This is a genomic window from Pseudoalteromonas rhizosphaerae (assembly GCF_902498845.1).
In the GTDB taxonomy this organism is placed as follows: domain Bacteria; phylum Pseudomonadota; class Gammaproteobacteria; order Enterobacterales; family Alteromonadaceae; genus Pseudoalteromonas; species Pseudoalteromonas rhizosphaerae.
In genome coordinates this window covers 1-21,810 of the sequence record NZ_CABVLM010000018.1, presented here as the reverse complement: position 1 = coordinate 21,810, position 21,810 = coordinate 1, and the positions used below count along the sequence as shown (strand labels likewise).

Below are 21,810 nucleotides of genomic sequence, written 5' to 3'. Positions count from 1 at the left end.
TTTGCGTGATTAGTGGCGGAAGTGACGCATGCCAGTAAACACCATTGCCATACCAGCTTCGTCAGCAGCAGCGATAACTTCTTCATCGCGCATTGAACCACCTGGTTGGATCACAGCAGTAATACCAGCCTCTGCAGCTGCATCAATCCCATCACGGAATGGGAAGAACGCATCAGATGCCATTACTGAACCTTTAACTTCAAGGTTTTCATCAGCAGCTTTAATGCCAGCAATTTTAGCTGAGTAAACACGGCTCATTTGGCCTGCGCCTACACCAATTGTCATACCGTCACGGGCATAAACAATAGCGTTTGATTTAACAAACTTAGCCACTTTCCAGCAGAATAATAAGTCTTTAAGCTCTTGCTCAGTAGGCTGGCGCTTAGACACAACTTTTAAGTCGCCTTGAGTAACCATACCTAAATCGCGATCTTGAATTAATACACCGCCATTAACACGTTTAATGTCATGGCCTGTGCCTTTAGCAGAGAACTCACCACATTCTAATAAACGCACATTTTGCTTTGCAGATACGATTTGTGCTGCGGCTTCAGATACTTTAGGCGCAATAATCACTTCAACGAATTGACGCGATACGATCGCTTCAGCAGTGTCTGCATCAAGCTCTTGGTTAAAGGCAATAATACCACCAAATGCTGATGTAGGATCTGTTTTGAATGCACGGTCATAGGCTTCAAGAATGTTTTCACCGATTGACACACCACAAGGGTTTGCATGTTTTACAATAACACAGGCCGGTACATCGAATTCTTTAACGCACTCTAAGGCTGCATCAGTGTCAGCAATGTTGTTAAACGACAATGCTTTACCTTGAAGCTGTACGGCGGTTGCAACAGACGCTTCTTGCACGTCGTTTTCAACATAAAACGCTGCATCTTGGTGTGAGTTTTCACCGTAGCGCATGTCTTGTTTTTTAGTGAACTGCATATTGATTGTGCGTGGGAATTTAGTTTCCTCTGCCGCTTCATCAGTGTAATCAGCAACCATTTTACCGAAGTAGTTAGCAATCATGCCATCGTACTGTGCGGTGTGCTCGTAAGCGGCAATGGCTAGATCAAAACGTGTTTTATACGTAGTTGAACCATTGTTGCTTTGCATTTCGCTGATCACGCGGTCGTAATCTTTGGCGTTTACTACAATAGTCACGTCTTTGTGGTTTTTAGCCGCGGCACGCACCATAGTTGGGCCACCGATATCAATGTTCTCAATGGCATCTTCAAGGCTGCAGTTTTCTTGAGCGACTGTATTCGCAAAGGGGTATAAGTTAACTACAACGATATCGATTGCTGAGATGTTATTCTCAGTCATTACGTCTTCATCTTGACCACGACGCGCTAAAATGCCGCCATGAATTTTTGGATGAAGAGTTTTTACGCGACCATCCATGATCTCAGGGTGACCTGTGTGGTCAGATACTTCAGTGACTTTAATGCCATTATCAGCAAGTAATTTACAAGTACCGCCAGTTGATAAGATGTCTACGCCTTGTGATTCAAGAGCGCGAGCAAATTCAACAATACCGGTTTTATCTGACACACTTAGTAGTGCGCGACGAATTGGACGATGTGTATCCATTGTAGTTTGATTACCTCAGTGTTTGAGCTAGCTTAGAAAGGCGCTATTTTAACTGAATATCGCTTAAAAAACGATGTTTAAAGGGTGAGGATTTTGCAATTAGCCGCTTTTTTGAGGATTTTTAAAGATATAAAAAAAGCACCCTAAGGTGCTTTTTTAACAATTGCTGTGATAATTCACAACATCGTATTAGTTCATGCCGTATTTCTTTAGTTTCTTACGTAAAGTACCGCGGTTGATACCTAGTAAGATTGCCGCACGTGTTTGGTTACCACGTGTGTAAGTCATTACTTCTTCAAGTAATGGTGCTTCTAGCTCTGAAAGAACAAGGTCGTAAACGTCTTGCACATCTTGACCGTTAAGCTGTTTTAAATAGTGATGAACAGCTTTCTTCACTGCATCGCGTAATGGCTGCGGTTTCTCGTGTGACTGAACATGAGGGTTAGTGATAAATGGAGAAGTCACGTTTTGTTCGAACATTGTTTATATCTCTTTCTTTCTTAGTTAGCTGCTAGTGTTTTAAAGTATTGCTCTAATGTCTCGATTTGTGCCTGTGGATTATCGAGAGCATTAAATACTCGCCTAAACTGACCGTCACTGTCATGGGTTTGCAAATACCAAGATACATGTTTGCGAGCGATGCGCGCTCCCATTGGTTCGCCGTAAAACGCATGAAGGTTCACTAAGTGTTCCATCAAAATACCACGTACTTCCTCAATTGGAGGCACAGGTAAATGTTCACCGGTTCGCAAATAGTGGTCTATCTCCCTAAAAATCCAAGGGCGACCTTGGGCGGCTCGACCAATCATAATGGCATCTGCACCCGTATAGTCCAAAACCTGTTTTGCTTTTTCAGGAGACGTTATATCTCCATTTGCAACGACAGGTATCGACACTGAACGTTTAATATCCCTAATAGTGGCGTATTCAGCTTCACCTTTGTACATACATGCGCGTGTACGCCCATGTACGGCCAATGAAGCTATGCCATAACGTTCAGCTATTCTCGCAATCTCGACACCGTTACGGTTGTCCTGATCCCATCCTGTACGGATTTTTAGTGTTACAGGTACATCAACAGCGCTAACCACTGCATCAATAATCTCTTCCACTAAATCAGGAAACTGTAATAGGGCTGAGCCTGCGAGTTTCTTGTTCACTTTCTTTGCTGGGCACCCCATATTTATATCTATGATCTGTGCACCATTAGTTACATTGAATTGTGCAGCCTGAGCCATAAGCTCGGGATCAGCACCTGCGATTTGCACCGCGCGTATTCCCGATTCACCACTATGATCCATACGGTTCATTGATTTCTCGGTTTTCCATACCAAAGGATTCGACGAGAGCATTTCAGACACGGCAAGCCCCGCACCTAAGCGGCGACAAAGTTGTCTAAATGGTCTATCAGTAATTCCCGCCATTGGCGCCACAATTACATTGTTCTCTAATTGATATGTTCCGATACGCACTGTATTCAATAGGCCTCTTTTCAAGGGGCGCTAAGTTTACGGTTTTTTTGTCAAAAATCAAAGGCTATAAATTGAACAAAAGTGACTTTTTTTTGACTTTTGCATATTGACATTTGATAACAGTTTGACGAACGGCTTTATTTGTGTGAATTTTATACAGAACTAATTTGTGATAAGAAATCATTCTGTTTTTTTGCGTGTAAATAATAGGTAAAGCCTGTTAATTACAGGCTTTACCTGAAGGTTTTACGTTAATACTCTAAATTGTCGATCCCAGTAAGTTAAGCTTTTTTTATGCCACTTACCCGTGTCCATTCACCTTCAACAGCGATATCATCAAGCGCTAAAAAAGGGGCATAAACATCTGCTACCGACTGCGCTTGTTCTTCTAAAATTCCCGACATAGCAATTTTACCACCTGGTTTTAACAAGCCTAAAATCACGCTGTGTAATTCACGCAGTGGCGCAGCTAAAATATTGGCCACCACGATATCGGCGCTAAACTCAGGCTGATTTTCTGGCAAGTATACTTCGAGTTTATCGGCAACGCCGTTACGCTGTGCGTTATCTAAGCTTGCTTCAAGGGCTTGAGGATCGATATCGATGCCGATCATGCGCTCAGCGCCAAGTTTGATAGCTGCAATGCCTAAAATGCCTGAGCCACAACCAAAGTCGACCACAGTTTTACCGGTCAAATCTTGGCTTTCTAGCCATTTTAAGCACAAAGCGGTGGTGGCATGGGTGCCAGTGCCAAAAGCAAGGCCAGGGTCAAGCAGTACATTGACGGCATCAGGATCGGGAATATCACGCCAGCTTGGGCAGATCCATAGTTTTTCACCAAACTGAATTGGGTGGAAGTTATCCATCCATTCACGTTCCCAGTCTTTGTCTTCAAGTTGCTCTATTTTGTACACTAAGGTGTCTTTTAACTCGTCGTGGCGCTGTAATAGAGCTATCACCGCATTCATATCGTGGTTAGCTTCGAATAAACCAATCACAGTCGTGTCAGCCCAAAACACCACAGTGCCGATTTTTGGTTCGTAAATAGGGGTGTCTTTAGCATCAATAAAGGTAACAGACGCACTACCTGCCTCCATTAATAGATCACTTACTGCATCTGCGGTTGCAGCATTAGCATTGATACGGATTTGGATCCAAGCCATAATTATTTCCTGTAAATAGAAAAAAGGCCGCTACAGCGGCCTTTTAAATTTAAATCTGTATTTGCTAATTACTTAGCATCTAAGAAGCTTTTCAATAAGTCAGAGCGTGAAGGGTGGCGTAATTTACGTAGTGCCTTCGCTTCGATTTGACGAATACGCTCACGCGTTACGTCAAACTGTTTACCTACTTCTTCTAAGGTATGGTCGGTATTCATATCGATACCAAAACGCATACGCAATACTTTTGCTTCTCGGGCTGTTAGGCCTGCAAGCACATCGTTGGTAGCACCGCGAAGAGATTCCATTGTTGCCGAGTCGATTGGCGAATCAATAGTAGTGTCTTCGATAAAGTCGCCTAAGTGCGAATCTTCATCATCACCGATTGGCGTTTCCATAGAAATTGGCTCTTTAGCAATCTTAAGTACCTTACGGATTTTATCCTCAGGCATCATCATGCGTTCTGCTAATTCTTCTGGATTTGGCTCACGACCCATTTCTTGCAGCATTTGACGAGAAATACGATTAAGTTTATTAATCGTTTCAATCATATGCACCGGAATACGGATTGTACGCGCTTGGTCGGCGATAGAGCGGGTGATTGCTTGACGGATCCACCACGTAGCATAAGTTGAAAACTTATAACCACGGCGATATTCAAACTTATCAACAGCTTTCATCAAACCAATGTTACCTTCTTGGATTAAATCCAAGAATTGTAAACCACGGTTGGTATATTTTTTAGCAATTGAGATTACAAGACGTAAGTTCGCTTCAACCATCTCTTTCTTCGCACGGCGCGCTTTTGCTTCACCAATGCTCATACGACGGTTGATGTCTTTAATACGCTCAATGCTTAAACCTGTGCTTTCTTCGATTACACATAGTTTATTAATACAGCGGATGATTTCTGGTTTGATTTCTTCTAATTTTGCAGAATGTTTTTCATTCGCAGCAATCTCAAGATCAATCCATGCAGCATCAGTTTCATTATTAGCAAAGTGCTTAACAAAAGTTTTCTTCGGTAGCTTAGCGATTTGTACAGCTTGTTTCATGACGATACGTTCTTGAACACGAACTCTGTCCATCATTTCACGCATGTTGTTAACCATACGATCAAACTGTTTCGGCACTAGTTTAAAGGTTTTAAACAGCTCACCAATCTCAAAAATCGCAGCTTGCGATTCTGGATGTGAACGGCCTTTACTATCAAACGTGTCGCGTGCTTTATTGTAAAGATCGCGAAGGTTTTCAAAGTGTACACGAGCCTCTTCAGGATCTGGGCCAGTATCTACTTCTTCTTCGTCTTCATCATCGCTATCAGTATCATCGTCATCTTCATCATCAAGTTCTTTTTCGCTTAATTCAGAACCGATATGGGTAGCAGAGATTGGCGCAGCATCTTCATTAGGATCGAAGAAACCAGAGATAATGTCGCTTAAGCGCATTTCTTCTGCTTCAAACTTATCCCATTGCTCAAGTAGGTATGTAATTGCTTCAGGGTATTCTGCAACCGAGATTTGTACTTGGTTGATCCCTTCTTCAATACGCTTAGCGATAACAATTTCGCCTTCACGGGTAAGCAATTCAACAGTACCCATTTCACGCATGTACATACGAACCGGATCCGTTGTACGGCCGATTTCTTTATCTACAGTAGCAAGCGCAGCGGCTGCAGCTTCCGCTGCGTCTTCATCTGTTGTTGTTTCTTGCATCATCAATTCATCGGCATCAGGCGCGTTTTCGCTAACCTTGATACCCATATCATTGATCATACTAATGATATCTTCTACTTGATCTGAATCGATAATATCTTGTGGAAGGTGATCATTAACTTCTGCAAAAGTTAAGTAACCTTGCTCTTTACCTTTTTGAATCAGAAGTTTTAATTGTGACTGAGGAGTTGGATCCATAGAGATTGTTTCTTCCACTCTGATAAGTTGATACAACAGGCGCCAGCTTGCTTATTTATTAAGCCAAGCTAAGTATTATTTGACGCAGTGAATAGCACAGTATAACAGCATAATTCATTTTTGACTAGCTGTTAGTGTCTTTTCGACCCTTTTAACGCTTGAGTAAGGGCTAAACATTCTAGTCTTTCTTCACTCGTAAGTCCTTGGGTCTTGTCTTTTATTAATAAGGTCTCGAGTCGATAATTTAAACACTGATCTTCAATAAATCTGAAAGTATTTTTAAATTCGTCCTCTAAACGGTCGTCATTGATCTCATGACGCCAAGTAGCGAGCTTAATGAGCGCCTCGTACTCGGGTGTTTCTCTAAATGATTCAATTAATTGCGCTGTAGTAATGTCACTTTTTTGTAAAGCGCAATGTTGCAACCTAATAAGCAAGGCGATACCGGCAATATTCATTTGTGCTAAATCAGCTAAATAAGGCACTGTATTGGCTAATTTAGGGTGCTGAATTAGTAACCCAATTGCGCGACGCATTGGCGTAATTTTAAATTTTCGCTCAATCGCATGCTGCTGTTTAGGTGTTTTTAAGCGATTGTTTAACTGCTCTTTAGTGCGGCCTATTAATCGACCTAAGTGCTCTAATAAGTTTTCTTGATAAAACTGACTAGGGATTTTCTCAACCAACGGAAGCACAGCACTAAGAAGCTTAGCTTTACCTGCATCGGTAGTTAAATCAATCTCTTGGCTGAGTTTATTAAATAGCACTTTAGTAAAATCATCGGCTTGAGATAAACGTAGTTCAAACGCTTCTTTGCCTTCTTTTTGTACTAATGAATCGGGATCTTCGCCGTCTGGTAAAAATACAAACAGTAGCGCTTTGCCATCATTTAAATAGGGCAGGGCATTTTCGAGTGCACGCCAAGCGGCATCTCGGCCAGCGCGGTCACCATCATAACAACAAATTACCCGGTCAGTGGTTCTAAACAATGTATGCATGTGTTCAGTGGTGGTGGCAGTACCAAGCGCAGCTACCGCATATTCAATACCTTGCTCGCTCAGTGCCACAACATCCATATAGCCTTCCACTATGAGTACATGGTCGAGCTTTTTATGCGCTTGTTTTGCTTCATATAATCCATATAGTTCAAAGCCTTTATGGAAGATGCGGGTTTCTGGCGAGTTTAAATATTTAGGACCTTGATCCGCTTGCATCACACGGCCACCAAAAGCAATAACACGACCACGTTTATCGCGAATAGGGAACATTAAGCGATCACGAAAGAAGTCAAATTGGCGGCCTGGGGTTTTCTCTGAGGCCAGCTTTAGCTCAACTAATTGCTCTTTTTGTTCTTTATTGCGGCCAAGTTGTTGGCAAAGGCCTTCCCATTCACTGGGGGCATAACCAATCATAAACTTTTTAACGGTTTCGCCACTTAGGCCTCGGCCTTTTACATAGTCTATTACGGTTGCTGAATTAGCATGATGTTTTAACTGGTGTTGATAAAAACGCGCACTATGGAGCATTAAATCGTAATCTGAGCGTTTTTGTTCTGCGGTACGCTCTGGGCCATTACTGGTGCCTTGCTCTCGAGGTACATCAAGATTTAGGATGCTTGCAAGTTCTTCAATGGCATCAACAAATTCAAGCTTGTCGTATTCCATAACAAATGAAATAGCGTTGCCGTTCGCACCACAACCAAAGCAATGATAAAACTGTTTGTCTTGAGATACAGTAAATGATGGGGATTTTTCGTTATGAAAAGGGCAACAGGCTTGGTAATCTTTGCCCGCTTTTTTTAAGCCAACTTTGGAGTCAATTAGCTCAACAATATCGGTTCTGGCAAGTAAATCATCTATAAAATTACGTGGGATCTTTCCAGCCATTAGTAAAGTGTAGTCCTGAGATAAATAGAAAATAAGGTGAACGAAATATCAGATAATTTAGTTCTACAATTTAGATTTGAACACAAATGCTATTTTTATTAAAGCGAAAAACGAAGAAACCGAGCACATGGCTCGGTTTGCTTAAATCATACATCTGTATGTGGGAGTATTAGGCAGTTAATCGTTGCTTAATTAAACCAGAGATCTTACCTAAATCGGCGCGACCTTCAGCTTTGCTTTTGATTATACCCATTACTTTACCCATATCTTGCATACCTGCTGCGTTAGTATCAGCAATAGCCGCATCAATAAGAGCTATGATTTCTTCTTCACTCAATTGTTGAGGTAAGAATTCTTCAAGAGCTGTAATCTCATTGGCTTCAATTTCGGCTAAATCTTCACGGCCAGCATCAGTATACTGAGTGTAAGAATCACGGCGTTGTTTAACAAGCTTCACTAATACTGCGGTAATACCATCATCATCAAGTGTTATTTGCTCGTCAATTTCACGCTGCTTGATTGCAGCAAGCACCATACGAATTGGGTTAAGACGAGATTTGTCTTTCGCTCGCATCGCATCTTTTTGCGCATCTTTTAGCTTTATTAAAAGGCTCATTTATACAAAACCAATACTGATCAATATAATTTAACGCGACGTGCGTTATCGCGAGAAAGCTTCTTCATGTGACGCTTAACCGCTGCAGCTTTTTTACGCTTACGCTCAGCTGTTGGCTTTTCATAGTGCTCGCGACGACGAACTTCTGAAAGGATACCTGCTTTTTCACATGAACGCTTGAAGCGACGAAGTGCTACGTCAAACGGTTCGTTCTCTCTTACTTTAATTACTGGCATTAAAAATTCACCTACCTAAATAATGAGCGTTGCTCAAGTTGATCAAACAATGATCAAGTGGTTCAAAAATGGTGCAGTATTGTAATCCGAAGCCGCACCACATGTAAAGGATAAATATTGTCTGCTCCAAGTGGAAACAAAAAATATTTCTATGTTACTAATTTTACTGTAGTTCATAGAGGCGGCACAATACTTGTCCCGCCGCTTTTTCTTTTAATAACAGCCAATTGCTAGGTGTTTGCAACGCACTCATCTCACTTTCTACTTCAACATAAATGAGGGCATTTTTACTTAGCCAGTCATTTTCAGTGAGTAAATCACAGCATTTTTGGGCTAAACCTTGGCGAAAAGGTGGATCAATAAACACTAAGTTAAACTGTTGTTGCTGAGTATTGTTACTTAAATAAAGCAAACTGTCGGTGCAAATTACTTCAGCGTTAGTGAGCTTTAACGTGTCAATATTAGTTTGTAATTGGTTCGCGGCGAGTTTATCCATCTCTAAAAAGCGTGCACTGAGAGCAAAACGAGAGAGTGCTTCAAAACCTAATCCACCGGAACCTGCAAAACAATCGAGTACTTTAGTATCGCGAGTATCTTGCATTAACCAGTTAAATACCGTTTCTTTGATACGATCTGTGGTTGGACGAAGACCTTGCACATCTTTTACTGGTAATTTACGGCCACGAAATTGCCCGCTGATGATCCTAATAACGCCATCGCTGGCTTTATTACTCACTTGTTTTTGTGGTGATTTATTTCTCATTTAGCTCACTAAAAAATGGTATCTAGAATCCAGCTCAGATAATATTGCAATCATATAGTAGCGTGTCATTTTTCAACTGCGCTAAAAGTGTTACTATGAGCATCTTAGACAATATGTTGTGGTTATTAGCGGCTGTGCTTTTAAAGCAATGCAGCGAATACACAAAGTATTACCGTTAGTTTATCAGATTTTTATAAGTGGTTATTAGCAAGTATGGCAAAAAAAAATAAATTCCTGTCTTGGTTTGGTTTTGGTAAGTCAGATAAAAACCAACAAGTAGAGCAGACCGCCCAAGAGGCCGATAACCAACAAGCGGAAGTTGAGCGCGCAGAGCAAGCTGAAGCTGAGCGCTTAGAACAACAGCGCATTGTTGCAGAGCAAGCTGAAGCAGAGCGCTTAGAACAACTGCGCATTGTTGCAGAGCAAGCTGAGGCAGAGCGCTTAGAACAACAGCGCATTGTTGCAGAGCAAGCTGAAGCTGAGCGCTTAGAACAACAGCGCATTGTTGCAGAGCAAGCTGAAGCTGAGCGCTTAGAACAACAGCGCATTGTTGCAGAGCAAGCTGAGGCAGAGCGCTTAGAACAACAGCGTATTGCTGTAGAGCAAGCTGAGGCACGTGATGCTGAACGCCAAGCCATCACAGATGCTGAATTAGCAGCAACAGAACAAGCAGAACAACAACGCCGCGATGAAGCCGCTCGTTTAGTGCAGCAAGAAGAAGCAATGCTTTTAGAGCAAGAACGTATCGCAGCAGAGCAAGCCGAAGCTGAGCGTTTAGAGCAAGAGCGTATTGTTACTGAGCAAGCGGAAGCTGAACGTGTAGAGCAAGAGCGTATCGCAACAGAGCAAGCCGAAGCTGAGCGTTTAGAGCAAGAGCTTATTGCCGCAGAGCAAGCCGAAGTTGAACGTGTAGAGCAAGAGCGTATTGCTGCCGAGCAAGCTGAAGCTGAACGTGTAGAACAAGTGCGTATCGCAGCAGAGCAAGCTGAAGCTGAGCGTATAGAGCAGCAACGTATTGTTGCAGAGCAGGCCGAAGCTGAGCGTGTAGAGCAAGAGCGCATTGTTACTGAGCAGGCTGAAGCTGAACGTGTAGAACAAGTGCGTATCGCAGCAGAGCAAGCCGAAGCTGAGCGTTTAGAGCAAGAGCGTATTGTTACTGAGCAGGCTGAAGCTGAACGTGTAGAACAAGTGCGTATCGCAGCAGAGCAAGCCGAAGCTGAGCGTTTAGAGCAAGAGCGTATTGCTACTGAGCAGGCCGAAGCTGAACGTGTAGAGCAACAACGTATTGCTGCCGAGCAAGCCGAAGCTGAGCGTGTAGAGCAACAACGTATTGCTGCCGAAGAGGCGGAAGCTGAGCGTTTAGAGCAAGAGCGATTAACGGCCGAGCTTGCCATCGAGGAAGCAAAAACAGCTGAAAAACCTAAGAAAGAAGGATTCTTTGCTCGTCTTAAAAAAGGCTTATTAAAAACCAAAGTAAACTTAGGTTCTGGCTTTGCATCGATTTTCACTGGTAAGAAAATTGATGATGAATTATTTGAAGATCTTGAAACTCAGCTATTAACAGCCGACTTAGGTGTTGATACCACCATGAAGCTGATCGATCGTTTGACTGATGCGGCTAACCGCAAACAGTTAAAGGATGGTGATGCATTATATGAGCTAATGAAGCAAGAAATGGCGGCGATGCTTAAAACGGCAGAACAGCCATTAGAAATTCCTGCTGATAAAAAACCATTTGTTATTTTAATGGTGGGTGTTAATGGAGTTGGTAAAACAACGACCATTGGTAAACTTGCTAAGCAATTTCAGGATCAAGGTAAATCAGTCATGTTAGCTGCAGGTGATACTTTCCGTGCAGCTGCGGTTGAGCAATTACAAGTATGGGGCGAGCGTAATAAAATCCCAGTAATTGCACAGCACACCGGTGCTGATAGTGCCTCAGTGATATTTGATGCATTTCAAGCTGCCAAAGCGCGTAACGTTGATGTGTTAATTGCAGATACAGCTGGTCGCTTGCAAAATAAAGACAACTTGATGCAAGAGCTTGAAAAAATAGCCCGAGTGATGAAGAAAATTGATCCCGATGCACCGCATGAAGTGATGCTAACCATCGATGCTGGCACAGGGCAAAATGCAATTAGCCAAGTGAACTTATTTAATCAGTGTGTTGGCCTTACCGGTATTACATTGTCTAAGTTAGATGGTACAGCTAAAGGTGGGGTTATTTTTGCCGTCGCCGATAAATTTAATATTCCGATCCGCTATATTGGTGTTGGTGAAGGCATTGATGATTTACGTGCATTTAATAGTAATGACTTCATTGATGCGCTATTTAGCCAAGATGAGGACGAAGTTTAAATTTAAAAGGGGAGCAAGCTCCCTTTTCAGCTGTGGATGATTGATAACTAAAATGATAAATTTTCAGCAAGTCAGCAAAACATATCCCGGTGGTCACCGAGCACTGGAAAAAGTTAATTTCCATGTTAAACCGGGTGAATTGGCTTTTTTAACAGGTCACAGTGGTGCTGGTAAAAGTACCTTACTTAAACTCATTAGTTTAATGGAACGCCCGTCGGCGGGTCATGTTTTTATTAATGGCGTTGATTTAAATGCAGTAAAATCGCGGCAAATTCCTTATGTCCGCCGTGATATTGGTATCATATTTCAAAACCACCGTTTATTAGAGCGCCACACTATTTTTGATAATGTTGCCTTGCCGCTAATTATCGAAGGTACGCATCATAAGCAAATTGAAAAGCGTGTGCATGGCGCACTTGATAAAGTTGGCTTGCTAGATAAAGTAAAATGCCACCCTTCAACACTCTCTGGTGGTGAACAACAGCGAGTTGGAATTGCCCGGGCAATTGTAAACTCTCCACCATTATTACTTGCAGATGAACCAACAGGTAACCTAGATCCTGAGCTTTCCATGGATATCTTGCGTTTGTTTGAAGAATTTAATAATCATGGCACTACAGTCTTAATTGCCACTCATGATTTAGGGCTGATCTCGCGAATGAAATACCGTAGCTTAACCTTAAAAGATGGTCGCATGAGTCAAGATCCATTGGCAGAGGCAACACTATGAGTTTGTTATTCAAAGGCCGAAAAAGCCAAAATGAACGAGTAAAAAAATCAGTTTTTGCAGCCGGATATTTCTTTGTGCTGAATATATTTCGCCAAGGTGTATATAGCCTAGGCGAAATGTGGCGCACACCGATGGCGTCAATGATGACCATTGCGGTGTTGGGTTTAAGTTTAACCTTACCAGCGACCTTGTATTTAGTGGTTAAAAATGTGCAGCAGGTCAGCAGTGGCTTTGAAGAAGCTGCAGAGATTTCATTATTTGTAAAAGAATCCATGAGTGAACAAGAAACACAAACGCTTGTTAAACGCTTAGCACTCTACCCTGAAATTGATAATGTCACTTTTATTTCTAAACAAAATGCGCTCACTGAATTTAAAGAAGTATCAGGGTTTGGCCAAGCACTTGAATATTTAGATAGCAATCCTCTGCCAGATGTTGTTATCGTCACGCCGACTTCTCGCCATCGTCAACCAAACGCCGCGCAAGCATTATTAAAAAAGCTTGAAGCAGAGCGTGAAGTCGATTTTGGTAAATTAGATATTGCCTGGCTTGAGCGCTTAAATGCATTATTAAGCCTGTTAAAAGAAAGCGTGATCACCATCGCGTTGTTATTACTGACTTCGGTAACTTTGATCATAGGCAACACTATTCGCTTATCAATTATGGATAAGAAAGAAGAGATCCAAGTGATGAAGCTAGTCGGTGCAACCAATACCTTTATTCATGCGCCATTTTTATGGACCGGCATTTGGTATGGCATTGTTGGTGGTTTGTTTGCTTTTATATGTGTGGCCCTCATGATGTGGTGGCTTGGATCTGCAGTCACCCAAGTCGCTGGAGTGTATCAAACTAACTTTAATTTAATCGGCTTAAGCTTAGGCGAATTTGGCGCGTTAGTGCTACTTGCAACCAGCTTAGGGTTTGTTGGCTCTTACTTATCTGTTAATCGATATATAAAAGAAATCGAACCCGATAAAGTGTAACAATTATTGTTTATAATCATTGATTAAGTTGGTTGTGGTGAATTGCTTTATCATAACCAACTGACCGCAAAGCTAGAATTCATCGCTTATTCAGGCGTTTAAAGTAGAATAAAAAACACTAAAAAACCACTTGCTTCAATCGAAAAAAAGTTTTACATTGAAGTTAGCACTCTAAGTGAAAGAGTGCTAAGATGGTTTCAAATGTTTATCACTGAGGTGAAAAATGAGTAAAGATTTATACGCAATGGCACTCACAGTTGGACAGCAAAGCGCAAGTATGGACGGCTACCTTCAAGCGGTAAGCACTATACCTATGCTAGGTGCTGAGCAAGAAAAAGAGTTAGCGACTCGCTTACAGGAAGATGGCGATCTTAACGCTGCAAAGCAACTCATCATGTCTCACCTTCGTTTTGTTGCACATATAGCTAAAGGTTACTCAGGTTACGGTCTACCGCAAGCTGATTTGATTCAAGAAGGCAATATCGGCCTGATGAAAGCAGTAAAACGTTTTGACCCATCAGTGGGCGTACGTTTGGTTTCATTTGCAGTGCATTGGATCAAAGCCGAAATACACGAATTTGTACTTAAAAACTGGCGCATTGTTAAAGTTGCGACCACTAAAGCGCAACGCAAATTGTTTTTTAATCTTCGTAAAAACAAAAAACGTTTAGGTTGGTTTAACCAAGCTGAAGTTGCTACCGTAGCGAGTGAGCTAGGTGTGAGTGAAAAAGAAGTTCGTGAAATGGAATCGCGCATGAGCGGCCAAGACATGGGCTTTGATTTAACCGGTGACGACAGCGATGACGCACCAACTAGTACCTATTCGCCTGTGCAATACTTAACTGATGGCAGTAATGATTTAGCTGAAGAAGTTGAACAGCAACAATATCAAGAGCAATCTCATACACGTTTATTTAGTGCGTTAAAAACCCTAGATGAACGTTCACAAGACATTGTTAGTGCTCGTTGGTTATCAGACGATAAAGCAACACTGCAAGAACTGGCTGAAAAATACAGCGTATCTGCAGAGCGTGTTCGTCAACTTGAAAAAACAGCGATGAAAAAGTTACAAGCTGCAATGAGTTAATCACAGTTTTACAAAATTATTAAAAGCCCTGCATGAAAATGCGGGGCTTTTTGCTTTTAAGCCTACACAAAGAGAAAGCTAAAATATTGCAGTAACTTTTGCTTAACGGACTTTTTCTGCGTATCAATATGTTCCTGTAGTTGAAAAAGCAAGCTGGTTTATATATTCTGCGTGTCGACCACGATTAAAAGGAAGTTAATGTGCGACTCTACTATTTGTCACTTATAATTCTTGCGGTAATAATTGTATTTATCCAGCTAGATCCTGCTTATTACATGATTAACTATGTCACCACTCCTGCATTTGTACTGTGCTTATTTGGCTGTATTTACCAATACACTAAAAAGAATATTTTTGGCTATGTTGCAATGGCTGGATTTGTCGTTTTTTTACCCATTGGCGCTTTAGGCATTATGTCTATTAGAGAGGCAATGGATAAACAAATTAAACTTAAATTTATAAGGAAATTAAATAATGACCGATAGTGTAATTGAAAAACCAACCAGCATTATTAAAGTGGCGAGTGATAAATTATTTCCACAATTAATTGTTGGCTTGCTTATAGTCATTGCTGGGATTGCGATGATCCCAAACATCATTGGCTTAGGTGTGATGTTGATCATATTTTACTTTGTTAATAGTAGTATTGAAGTGATTAGGATCCACCCTAAATATTCAGAAGTAAAGTTAGCTATTATTCGTCCGCGTTGGCTTATTTTAGATCGTAGTGTTGAAAGTGCAGATGTTGATGGAAAAAATCTACTATTAAAAGTTAATGAAGAAGATAAGCAGGTCATCAGGAAAATTCCATTAAATCCTTTCACAGAAGATGATCAAAAAAGCATTATCAAATACTATCAATCACATGCAAAAAACAATGCTAAAAAATAACCCCAGCTAAATGGTTTTTTGGATCTGCTGTGTTTAATTACAAACAGCAGATTTATTATAAAGATAAAACTTATCATTATCACTCTTTGAAGCTAGCTGTTGAAAGAGATATGAAATATCAGAAAATTAGTTGAAATATACATCTTAGATTTGTATAGATCACATTCAATTATATTAATTAGCATTTTATTAATATTTGACAATTTAGCTAGTGATAATGCTGCTTATTTTTTCTAATACCTTGATTTTAATTTATTATTTAAATCTTGTATGCGAAAATAGAACAAGATTGAGAATTGTCTCTCAATTCATACACTAAATTAAGCTAACCCCAAGCTGTATTTATATCCGTATTTCAATTTAATTAAAGTCAGTATTAGCACTCAATATGAATTCATATTCACTAAAGAAAAAAATATTATTATCGGTTGTTCTCGCCCTCGTAATTGTTGTTGTATTATTGTCATGGTATAGCTACTCCACGCAAAAAGCGTTGTTACTGCAAAACAGTGTTGATAGTGTGAGGCAAGCAGGTAAACAGCAAGCCGCGCGTATCGAAGCATGGCTAACCGATCGTCAGCGAGTGATCGCTTCTGTCGCCACTAAAGTCGAAGGTGATACGCTTAATGCATTGCAGCAAGCACAGGTATCTGGCGATTTTCAATTAACCTATTTTGGTAACCGCGACGGGCTGATGGTGGACTCTGATCCCAGCATTGACCGCTCAGGTTATGATCCTAGAACACGTCCTTGGTATCAGCAGTCACAGCAAGCTCGTAGCAGCATAATTACCAAGCCTTATTTGGATGTTGCCTTTAATCTATTGGTCGTTACCATAGCTCATCCAGCGCGTAATGGTGTGGTTGGCGGTGATGTGTCAATTGCGAGTATTGTCGATAGCGTTAGCAATATGTCTCTACCGGCAAACGGTTATGCCATCATGATGCATGAAGACGGTACTGTGATCGCCTATAAAGACTCAAGTAAATTGATGGGTAAAATCACCAATATTGAGACTAAATTAAGCAGCCGACTAATCGAATCAAGTAGCCAAACAGGTCAACTTACGCCTGTTTATTTTGAAACTGAAGCTCGGGATAAGCTACTTTGGAGTGAAAAAATCCCCAATACAGATTGGCAGCTAGTTTTTGTACTCGACAAACAAACGTTAGAGGCACCATTAGTTAGCTTGATGGTCACCCAGTTAGGACTGGCAACGTTAGCACTGATCATTAGTGTATTATCTATTTCTTGGTTGTTAAGTTTGTTACTAGGGCCACTAAGTCGCGTGTCGCAAGCGTTATCTCGTATTGCTGCAGGCAATGGTGATTTAACTCAGCGTATTACAGTCGACAGCCAAGACGAAGTCGGCATGTTAGCTGATAGCTTTAATAGTTTTGTAAGTAGTCAACATCAGCTGATCAGTCATATTCGTCAACTAGCGACTGATCTAGACTCAGATGCAGAGAAAAGTCTGTTAACCAATCAATCAAGCGTTAATGAACTACAGCGCCAACAGCAAGAAGTTACAATGGTTGCTACCGCAGTTACAGAGATGTCCAGTGCTACTCATGAAATTGCAGCTAACGCTGAAAATACCGCTGCCGCATCCCAGCAGTCGGCGCAAAGCAGTATTCAGGGGAAAAGCTTAGTTGATAAAACCAGAACCACGATTAACTCATTGGCATCAGAAATTGATGAAACCACAGTTGTGATCAGTGAGCTGAGCCTGCATGCACAAGCAATCTCAAGTATTTTAACGACGATTCAGGAGATTGCAGAGCAAACTAATTTACTGGCATTAAATGCTGCGATTGAAGCGGCGCGTGCCGGCGAGCAAGGCCGTGGTTTTGCTGTTGTCGCAGACGAAGTTCGCGTGTTATCACATCGTACTCAAAACTCTACTGCAGAGATTTATACCACGATTGAAACGTTGCAAAATACCACTAAAAAAGCGGTTAGCTTGATGGATAGCAGTAAAAGTTTAGCTAATAACAGTGTTCACGATGTCAACGCCGCAGCACAAGCTTTAGAAGAAATTACTCAAGCAGTGAATGAGATCTCCGACATGGCGGGGCAAATTGCAGTCGCAGCAGAAGAGCAAACTCAAGTAACAAATGAGATAACCCGAAATACGGTCGCAATTAAAGATGTCACTGATGAAATCACGGCATCAGCAACAACGCATTTAAGCCAAGCAAAGGTACTGAAAGACCGCGCCACTGACTTAAATGAAAAAGTCGCCACCTTTATCCTGTAGTTTGACGTTATAGCTAGTAGGGCAGATATAGCCCTGCTAGCTTCTTTTTAGTTTTTAGTTTTTAGTTTTTAGTGGTAAGTTTTAAGCCATAAGTGACAAACGCAGCCACCACTATCTTCTTGTCCTCTTGCGAAACATTATAGAAAAAGAACTTTAAGTTAATTATTCACAAATAGGTTAGAGGCGCCGCGCTTTAGAGTTATCAACATAGGTTGGTTTGAGCGCAGCGAAATCCAACTAAAAATATCCAAACCTATAAACTACAAAGTTTTGACTTATCGACTGTCTTGAATGTGCCATGAGCGGTCGCTCAAGCATAAAGAGGCTAAAAGCAACCCCATTTGCATATGAATTGCAGACTCGCATTATAGGTGTTTTAGGGGCTGGAGGTTAGATACCTCCGGCTACCTTATTACACTGTAAATCCGTATTTCATTTCTCTTTCTTTAAATGCAGAAACTCCACCCTCTAAAATCTCGCATACATGCTGTCGGATTCCTTTGTTTTTCAGTGTGCCCAATTCATTGTTATCTTCAAAGGAGCACTCTAAACTTCCACTGCAATATTCAAACTTAAACTTTTCGTTATCAATATTTGCTTGCTGTCCTGATTGATTAGCTACGATTACGCATTCGGAATCAGCTGCAACAACTAAGTTGGCATTATGAGTTACCATAATTATTTGCCTCTTCACCTTTTTAAGGCGAATAAACTCATTTAGTTGATCGTAAATCGTACGGTTATCTAAGTTATCTTCAGGCTGATCGATTAATATTGGGTGGGAAGAATTACTTAGATGTAATATTAAATTAAGTAATACTAGGCCGCGCTTACCAGGAGACATACGGACTATGTCATCATTTTTATATTGAACAATAAAGTTGATGTAAAAACAGTCAGAGTATAGTTTCTTAATAACGTCGATATCAGCTATCCCTTTCCTAACGGATGGAATTTCTTTTTTTGAATTGAAATTCTCATAAACTACAGAAACTTTTTCCGAGTGCAGTTCAATATTATAATTAAAATCACCGTTTGAACTTACAAGCTCCCCAAGAAGAGATTGTAAATTCCCCCGCCTATCAAATGCCCCTACAAATTCATTAAATTTGTCGGAATCAAATGCGACCTCTGCAGAAATATTAATGTCTTCTTCAAATAGATAATCTGGCTTGGCAATTTCTATTACATAATCTTTATAATGATTTATCAAGTTATCATATTGATTTTTCAATTCACCCTTACATTCAACGCCCTGCTTCTTGACAGCCACTTTCTTTTGATCAATTTCTTCGATACTCCTAAGCTTTCCTTCTTCAAATTTAAGGTTTTTATCTGCTAAATCTAGCGATTCTTTATCAGTAATTTTCTTTAACAAAGGCTTTAGCTTCTCATTTATTTCATCTATCTCCGCATTGATCGTAAAAATTTTGGATGGTAATAATCCTCCCTTACTTAAAACATAATCGCTAAAGTTTGTTACTACTTTTTGAAGATCACCGTGTAAGGAATCGAGTAGGGATTTTAAATATGTCGAATCATTTGGCATATCGACATCAGAAACAATACTATCAATATAAGTATTAAGCAGGGTTTTGGAATGTAAAGTAGATGATGAAATGACCTGTTCGTTACACTCAACTAGTTTTCTAAATAAATTTATGCGGTTTTCTAGTGACGATTTTCTAGCAGCTAATTTTTTATATTCAGTTTCTTCACTTTCTGTAAAGCCAGATTTTTCTCTTAGTTCTGCAATATATTTTTTTAGCTTATCAATTTCACCCTCTACTGCAGGTTTAGTTCCAAAAGCTTCCGAATTCTCACATAGTACTTTGTATTTATTACGTAATTCATAAAGAGCGTCAATTTTACTAACAAGCTCTTTGTTAGCAAATAATATTTTTCTTTCTTGCGCTTCGCTAAACTCTTTGAAACTATCATTTTGATTGAGAATATCTTTCACAAGAGTGTTTAATTGGTTTTTCCCATCCTCTTCGGCTAAATGGTTTATGTATAACTGGGGGATATATGTAATTGGTTTAGTGTCGATAGTATCAGACATTGTACTAATTTCACCATTCGACCATTCGACCTCAAAATCCACTCCGTTTAAATCGCTATATGACGATGATTTTGACAGACGTACTTTTTTATCTACTTCCGCAGAGTTTATAGACTTAGCAATGTGATATAAAAGAAGCGATTTACCTGATGATTTACCACCAATAATTGTATTCAAATCTGGGTTTAATACCTGCCATTGGTCACTAAATAGCTGGGTCTGGTTTTGATCAACAAACCTAACTCTACTAATAGTTTGATAGCTACGTTTTTGCTGGGGGTTTAACTCTTGTATTACGACTCTTGTACTAGGATCATAAATTACACTTTTTAATCCTTCGAAAGTAACATCAGCTTTAATCCATGTATTTCTGTTTTTTGCTGGTTTAAACAATTCGTCTTTGGTATGAGCGTCAGAGCCCCAAAGGCAAGGTTTAATTGATCCAAACTCAGTTTTAAACAATTCCTTATCCTTTCCACCAAGAAGAAATTGTTTAGTTTTAGAATTTGATGAGAAAATAAAGTGGGCTTGTTTAATTAGATTTTTACGTATGTTGTGCCCTTGTGAGTTCCAACTAACATCACTCAAGTCTTCATCACACGGTAATCCCAGTAGATATTTATCTTTAAAGTTTGAATTGCCATTTAAAATAGAGACTAAGTTATCTTCATCTACAGAAGCATTAAGCATTCCAACAAATAATTCACTTCCACTACTAGAAAATGGTGGGTGTTCTCTAATCAACCTTTTTCCTAGCTCCTCTAGGTTTGACTTAGTTAGAGGCCTTTTTTCAACGGTTGTTCCTGTTGATGCATTAAAGCAAACTTGGATTTGAGAAATAAAGTCGCTTTCAATTTTTTCAATGTCAATATCATCAGAAAAAATCACATGGTAATTAACTTTTCTATTCCAAGACAAGTCTTTTTCTTTACCTAAAACCAGTTTTGTAATTCTAAATTCGATATTAGGAAAAACTTTGATTTTCTTGATTTCTTCTATTTCTTCAGCATTAAAAATGCTGCTTAATTTTTTAGGATTATCAAGGTATTCCTTTTTTAAAATCTTGTAACCTTCAGGTAAATAATAATCCGTTATACCTATTGCTCTAATATCATTTTCGATTGCTTTCTTAAAAAGAGTGACAACATATTCATCCCAATCTTCACCAAATTCATTCCTTAGCACTGAGGCAGGCGTATGAACATGTAAGTCCCACTTTCTCCACTCAGAACCTCTTGGGTAAATGTGCATTTTTAACTTCCTTTTAAATGAGAAATTTCAGTCTGAAAATTTAAGCAATCGCAAAGTTACGCAAGCACCTTAACAGCTTACTGAACATCGTTTTGGTGATTTATAACTCACCAAAACGGCATGTACTACATACACTGATAATTTCACCAATAATTACCTTTGTAAATAAGTAATTAAAACAGCAGGGAATGACGCTTATTATTTTTCATCAAAACGCCGGTTGATAATGTTATCTGAAAAATTAGGAGGCAAATCGTCAAAACAGTAATGAGTTTAATTTTTTCAATGACTGGTTATCGCTCGAAGCCGTCACTCAATTTTATTCTTACATTGTTGGGTTTCGTTGCTCCCAACCACAACCTACGGTAGTTAATTTAACGACGGACTATTCTGTTTTCCTAGAACCTAGAACCTAGAACCTAGTACTCGTTCACAGAAGTTCTGATCAGTTGCCTTACTTAAATTCAGGCAACTGATTTATTCCTATCAATAGCTTTATCGTTCGGCTTTTTCCAGCAGTTGAAGTGATGAACCCTTTCTTTTTAA

17 protein-coding genes are annotated in these 21,810 nt (G+C 40.1%); 7 read left to right on the top strand and 10 right to left on the bottom strand.

Features of this window, described 5'->3' with window-relative positions:
* Nucleotides 1-9 precede the first annotated feature (9 nt).
* The 9 genes from purH to rsmD form a co-directional block, all read right to left on the bottom strand.
* Entirely contained in the window at nt 10-1,596 is a 1,587-nt protein-coding gene (purH, locus tag PSR9079_RS20875; RefSeq protein WP_149983111.1) for a bifunctional phosphoribosylaminoimidazolecarboxamide formyltransferase/IMP cyclohydrolase, read from the bottom strand.
* Nucleotides 1,597-1,785: 189 nt separating this feature from the next.
* On the bottom strand, nt 1,786-2,076 hold the full coding sequence (fis, locus tag PSR9079_RS20870) for a DNA-binding transcriptional regulator Fis (protein ID WP_002957804.1): 291 nt from the start codon (nt 2,074-2,076) through the stop codon (nt 1,786-1,788).
* Nucleotides 2,077-2,096: 20 nt separating this feature from the next.
* Nucleotides 2,097-3,068: a tRNA dihydrouridine synthase DusB gene (gene dusB, locus PSR9079_RS20865; RefSeq protein ID WP_179959235.1), complete on the bottom strand. Its 972-nt coding sequence runs from the start codon at nt 3,066-3,068 to the stop codon at nt 2,097-2,099.
* A gap of 281 nt (nt 3,069-3,349) precedes the next feature.
* A complete protein-coding gene (gene prmA, locus PSR9079_RS20860; RefSeq protein WP_149983109.1) occupies nt 3,350-4,231 on the bottom strand; it encodes a 50S ribosomal protein L11 methyltransferase in 882 nt (293 codons plus the stop codon).
* Nucleotides 4,232-4,299: 68 nt separating this feature from the next.
* Nucleotides 4,300-6,141, bottom strand: coding sequence for an RNA polymerase sigma factor RpoD (rpoD, locus tag PSR9079_RS20855; protein ID WP_145234798.1), 1,842 nt, complete (start codon nt 6,139-6,141; stop codon nt 4,300-4,302).
* Nucleotides 6,142-6,272: 131 nt separating this feature from the next.
* A complete protein-coding gene (gene dnaG, locus PSR9079_RS20850) occupies nt 6,273-8,027 on the bottom strand; it encodes a DNA primase (RefSeq protein WP_149983108.1) in 1,755 nt (584 codons plus the stop codon).
* A 169-nt stretch (nt 8,028-8,196) separates the two neighbouring features.
* Entirely contained in the window at nt 8,197-8,643 is a 447-nt protein-coding gene (locus PSR9079_RS20845; RefSeq protein ID WP_145234803.1) for a GatB/YqeY domain-containing protein, read from the bottom strand.
* A 20-nt stretch (nt 8,644-8,663) separates the two neighbouring features.
* Nucleotides 8,664-8,879, bottom strand: a complete 216-nt coding sequence (rpsU, locus tag PSR9079_RS20840; protein ID WP_002957797.1) for a 30S ribosomal protein S21 — start codon at nt 8,877-8,879, stop codon at nt 8,664-8,666.
* Between the two features lie 163 nt (nt 8,880-9,042).
* On the bottom strand, nt 9,043-9,642 hold the full coding sequence (gene rsmD, locus PSR9079_RS20835) for a 16S rRNA (guanine(966)-N(2))-methyltransferase RsmD (RefSeq protein ID WP_149983107.1): 600 nt from the start codon (nt 9,640-9,642) through the stop codon (nt 9,043-9,045).
* A 213-nt stretch (nt 9,643-9,855) separates the two neighbouring features.
* On the opposite strand from rsmD, the gene ftsY reads away from it, so the two are divergent.
* The 7 genes from ftsY (at nt 9,856) to PSR9079_RS20800 (ending at nt 17,951) form a co-directional block, all read left to right on the top strand.
* Entirely contained in the window at nt 9,856-12,000 is a 2,145-nt protein-coding gene (ftsY, locus tag PSR9079_RS20830; RefSeq protein ID WP_149983106.1) for a signal recognition particle-docking protein FtsY, read from the top strand.
* Nucleotides 12,001-12,052: 52 nt separating this feature from the next.
* Nucleotides 12,053-12,730, top strand: a complete 678-nt coding sequence (gene ftsE, locus PSR9079_RS20825) for a cell division ATP-binding protein FtsE (RefSeq protein ID WP_064665448.1) — start codon at nt 12,053-12,055, stop codon at nt 12,728-12,730.
* A complete protein-coding gene (ftsX, locus tag PSR9079_RS20820; RefSeq protein WP_149983105.1) occupies nt 12,727-13,713 on the top strand; it encodes a permease-like cell division protein FtsX in 987 nt (328 codons plus the stop codon). The genes ftsE and ftsX overlap by 4 nt, the downstream gene beginning before the upstream one ends.
* A 223-nt stretch (nt 13,714-13,936) precedes the next feature.
* Nucleotides 13,937-14,800, top strand: a complete 864-nt coding sequence (rpoH, locus tag PSR9079_RS20815; protein WP_145234811.1) for an RNA polymerase sigma factor RpoH — start codon at nt 13,937-13,939, stop codon at nt 14,798-14,800.
* A gap of 200 nt (nt 14,801-15,000) precedes the next feature.
* Entirely contained in the window at nt 15,001-15,285 is a 285-nt protein-coding gene (locus tag PSR9079_RS20810; protein WP_149983104.1) for a hypothetical protein, read from the top strand.
* Entirely contained in the window at nt 15,275-15,691 is a 417-nt protein-coding gene (locus PSR9079_RS20805) for a hypothetical protein (protein WP_149983103.1), read from the top strand. Before PSR9079_RS20810 ends, PSR9079_RS20805 begins: the two co-directional genes overlap by 11 nt.
* A 388-nt stretch (nt 15,692-16,079) precedes the next feature.
* Nucleotides 16,080-17,951: a methyl-accepting chemotaxis protein gene (locus PSR9079_RS20800; protein WP_149983102.1), complete on the top strand. Its 1,872-nt coding sequence runs from the start codon at nt 16,080-16,082 to the stop codon at nt 17,949-17,951.
* Between the two features lie 412 nt (nt 17,952-18,363).
* On the opposite strand, the gene PSR9079_RS20795 is transcribed toward PSR9079_RS20800, so the two are convergent.
* Nucleotides 18,364-21,264 (bottom strand): TrlF family AAA-like ATPase, encoded by a 2,901-nt coding sequence (locus PSR9079_RS20795; protein WP_149983101.1) that lies wholly within the window; start codon nt 21,262-21,264, stop codon nt 18,364-18,366.
* Between the last annotated feature and the right edge of the window lie 546 nt (nt 21,265-21,810).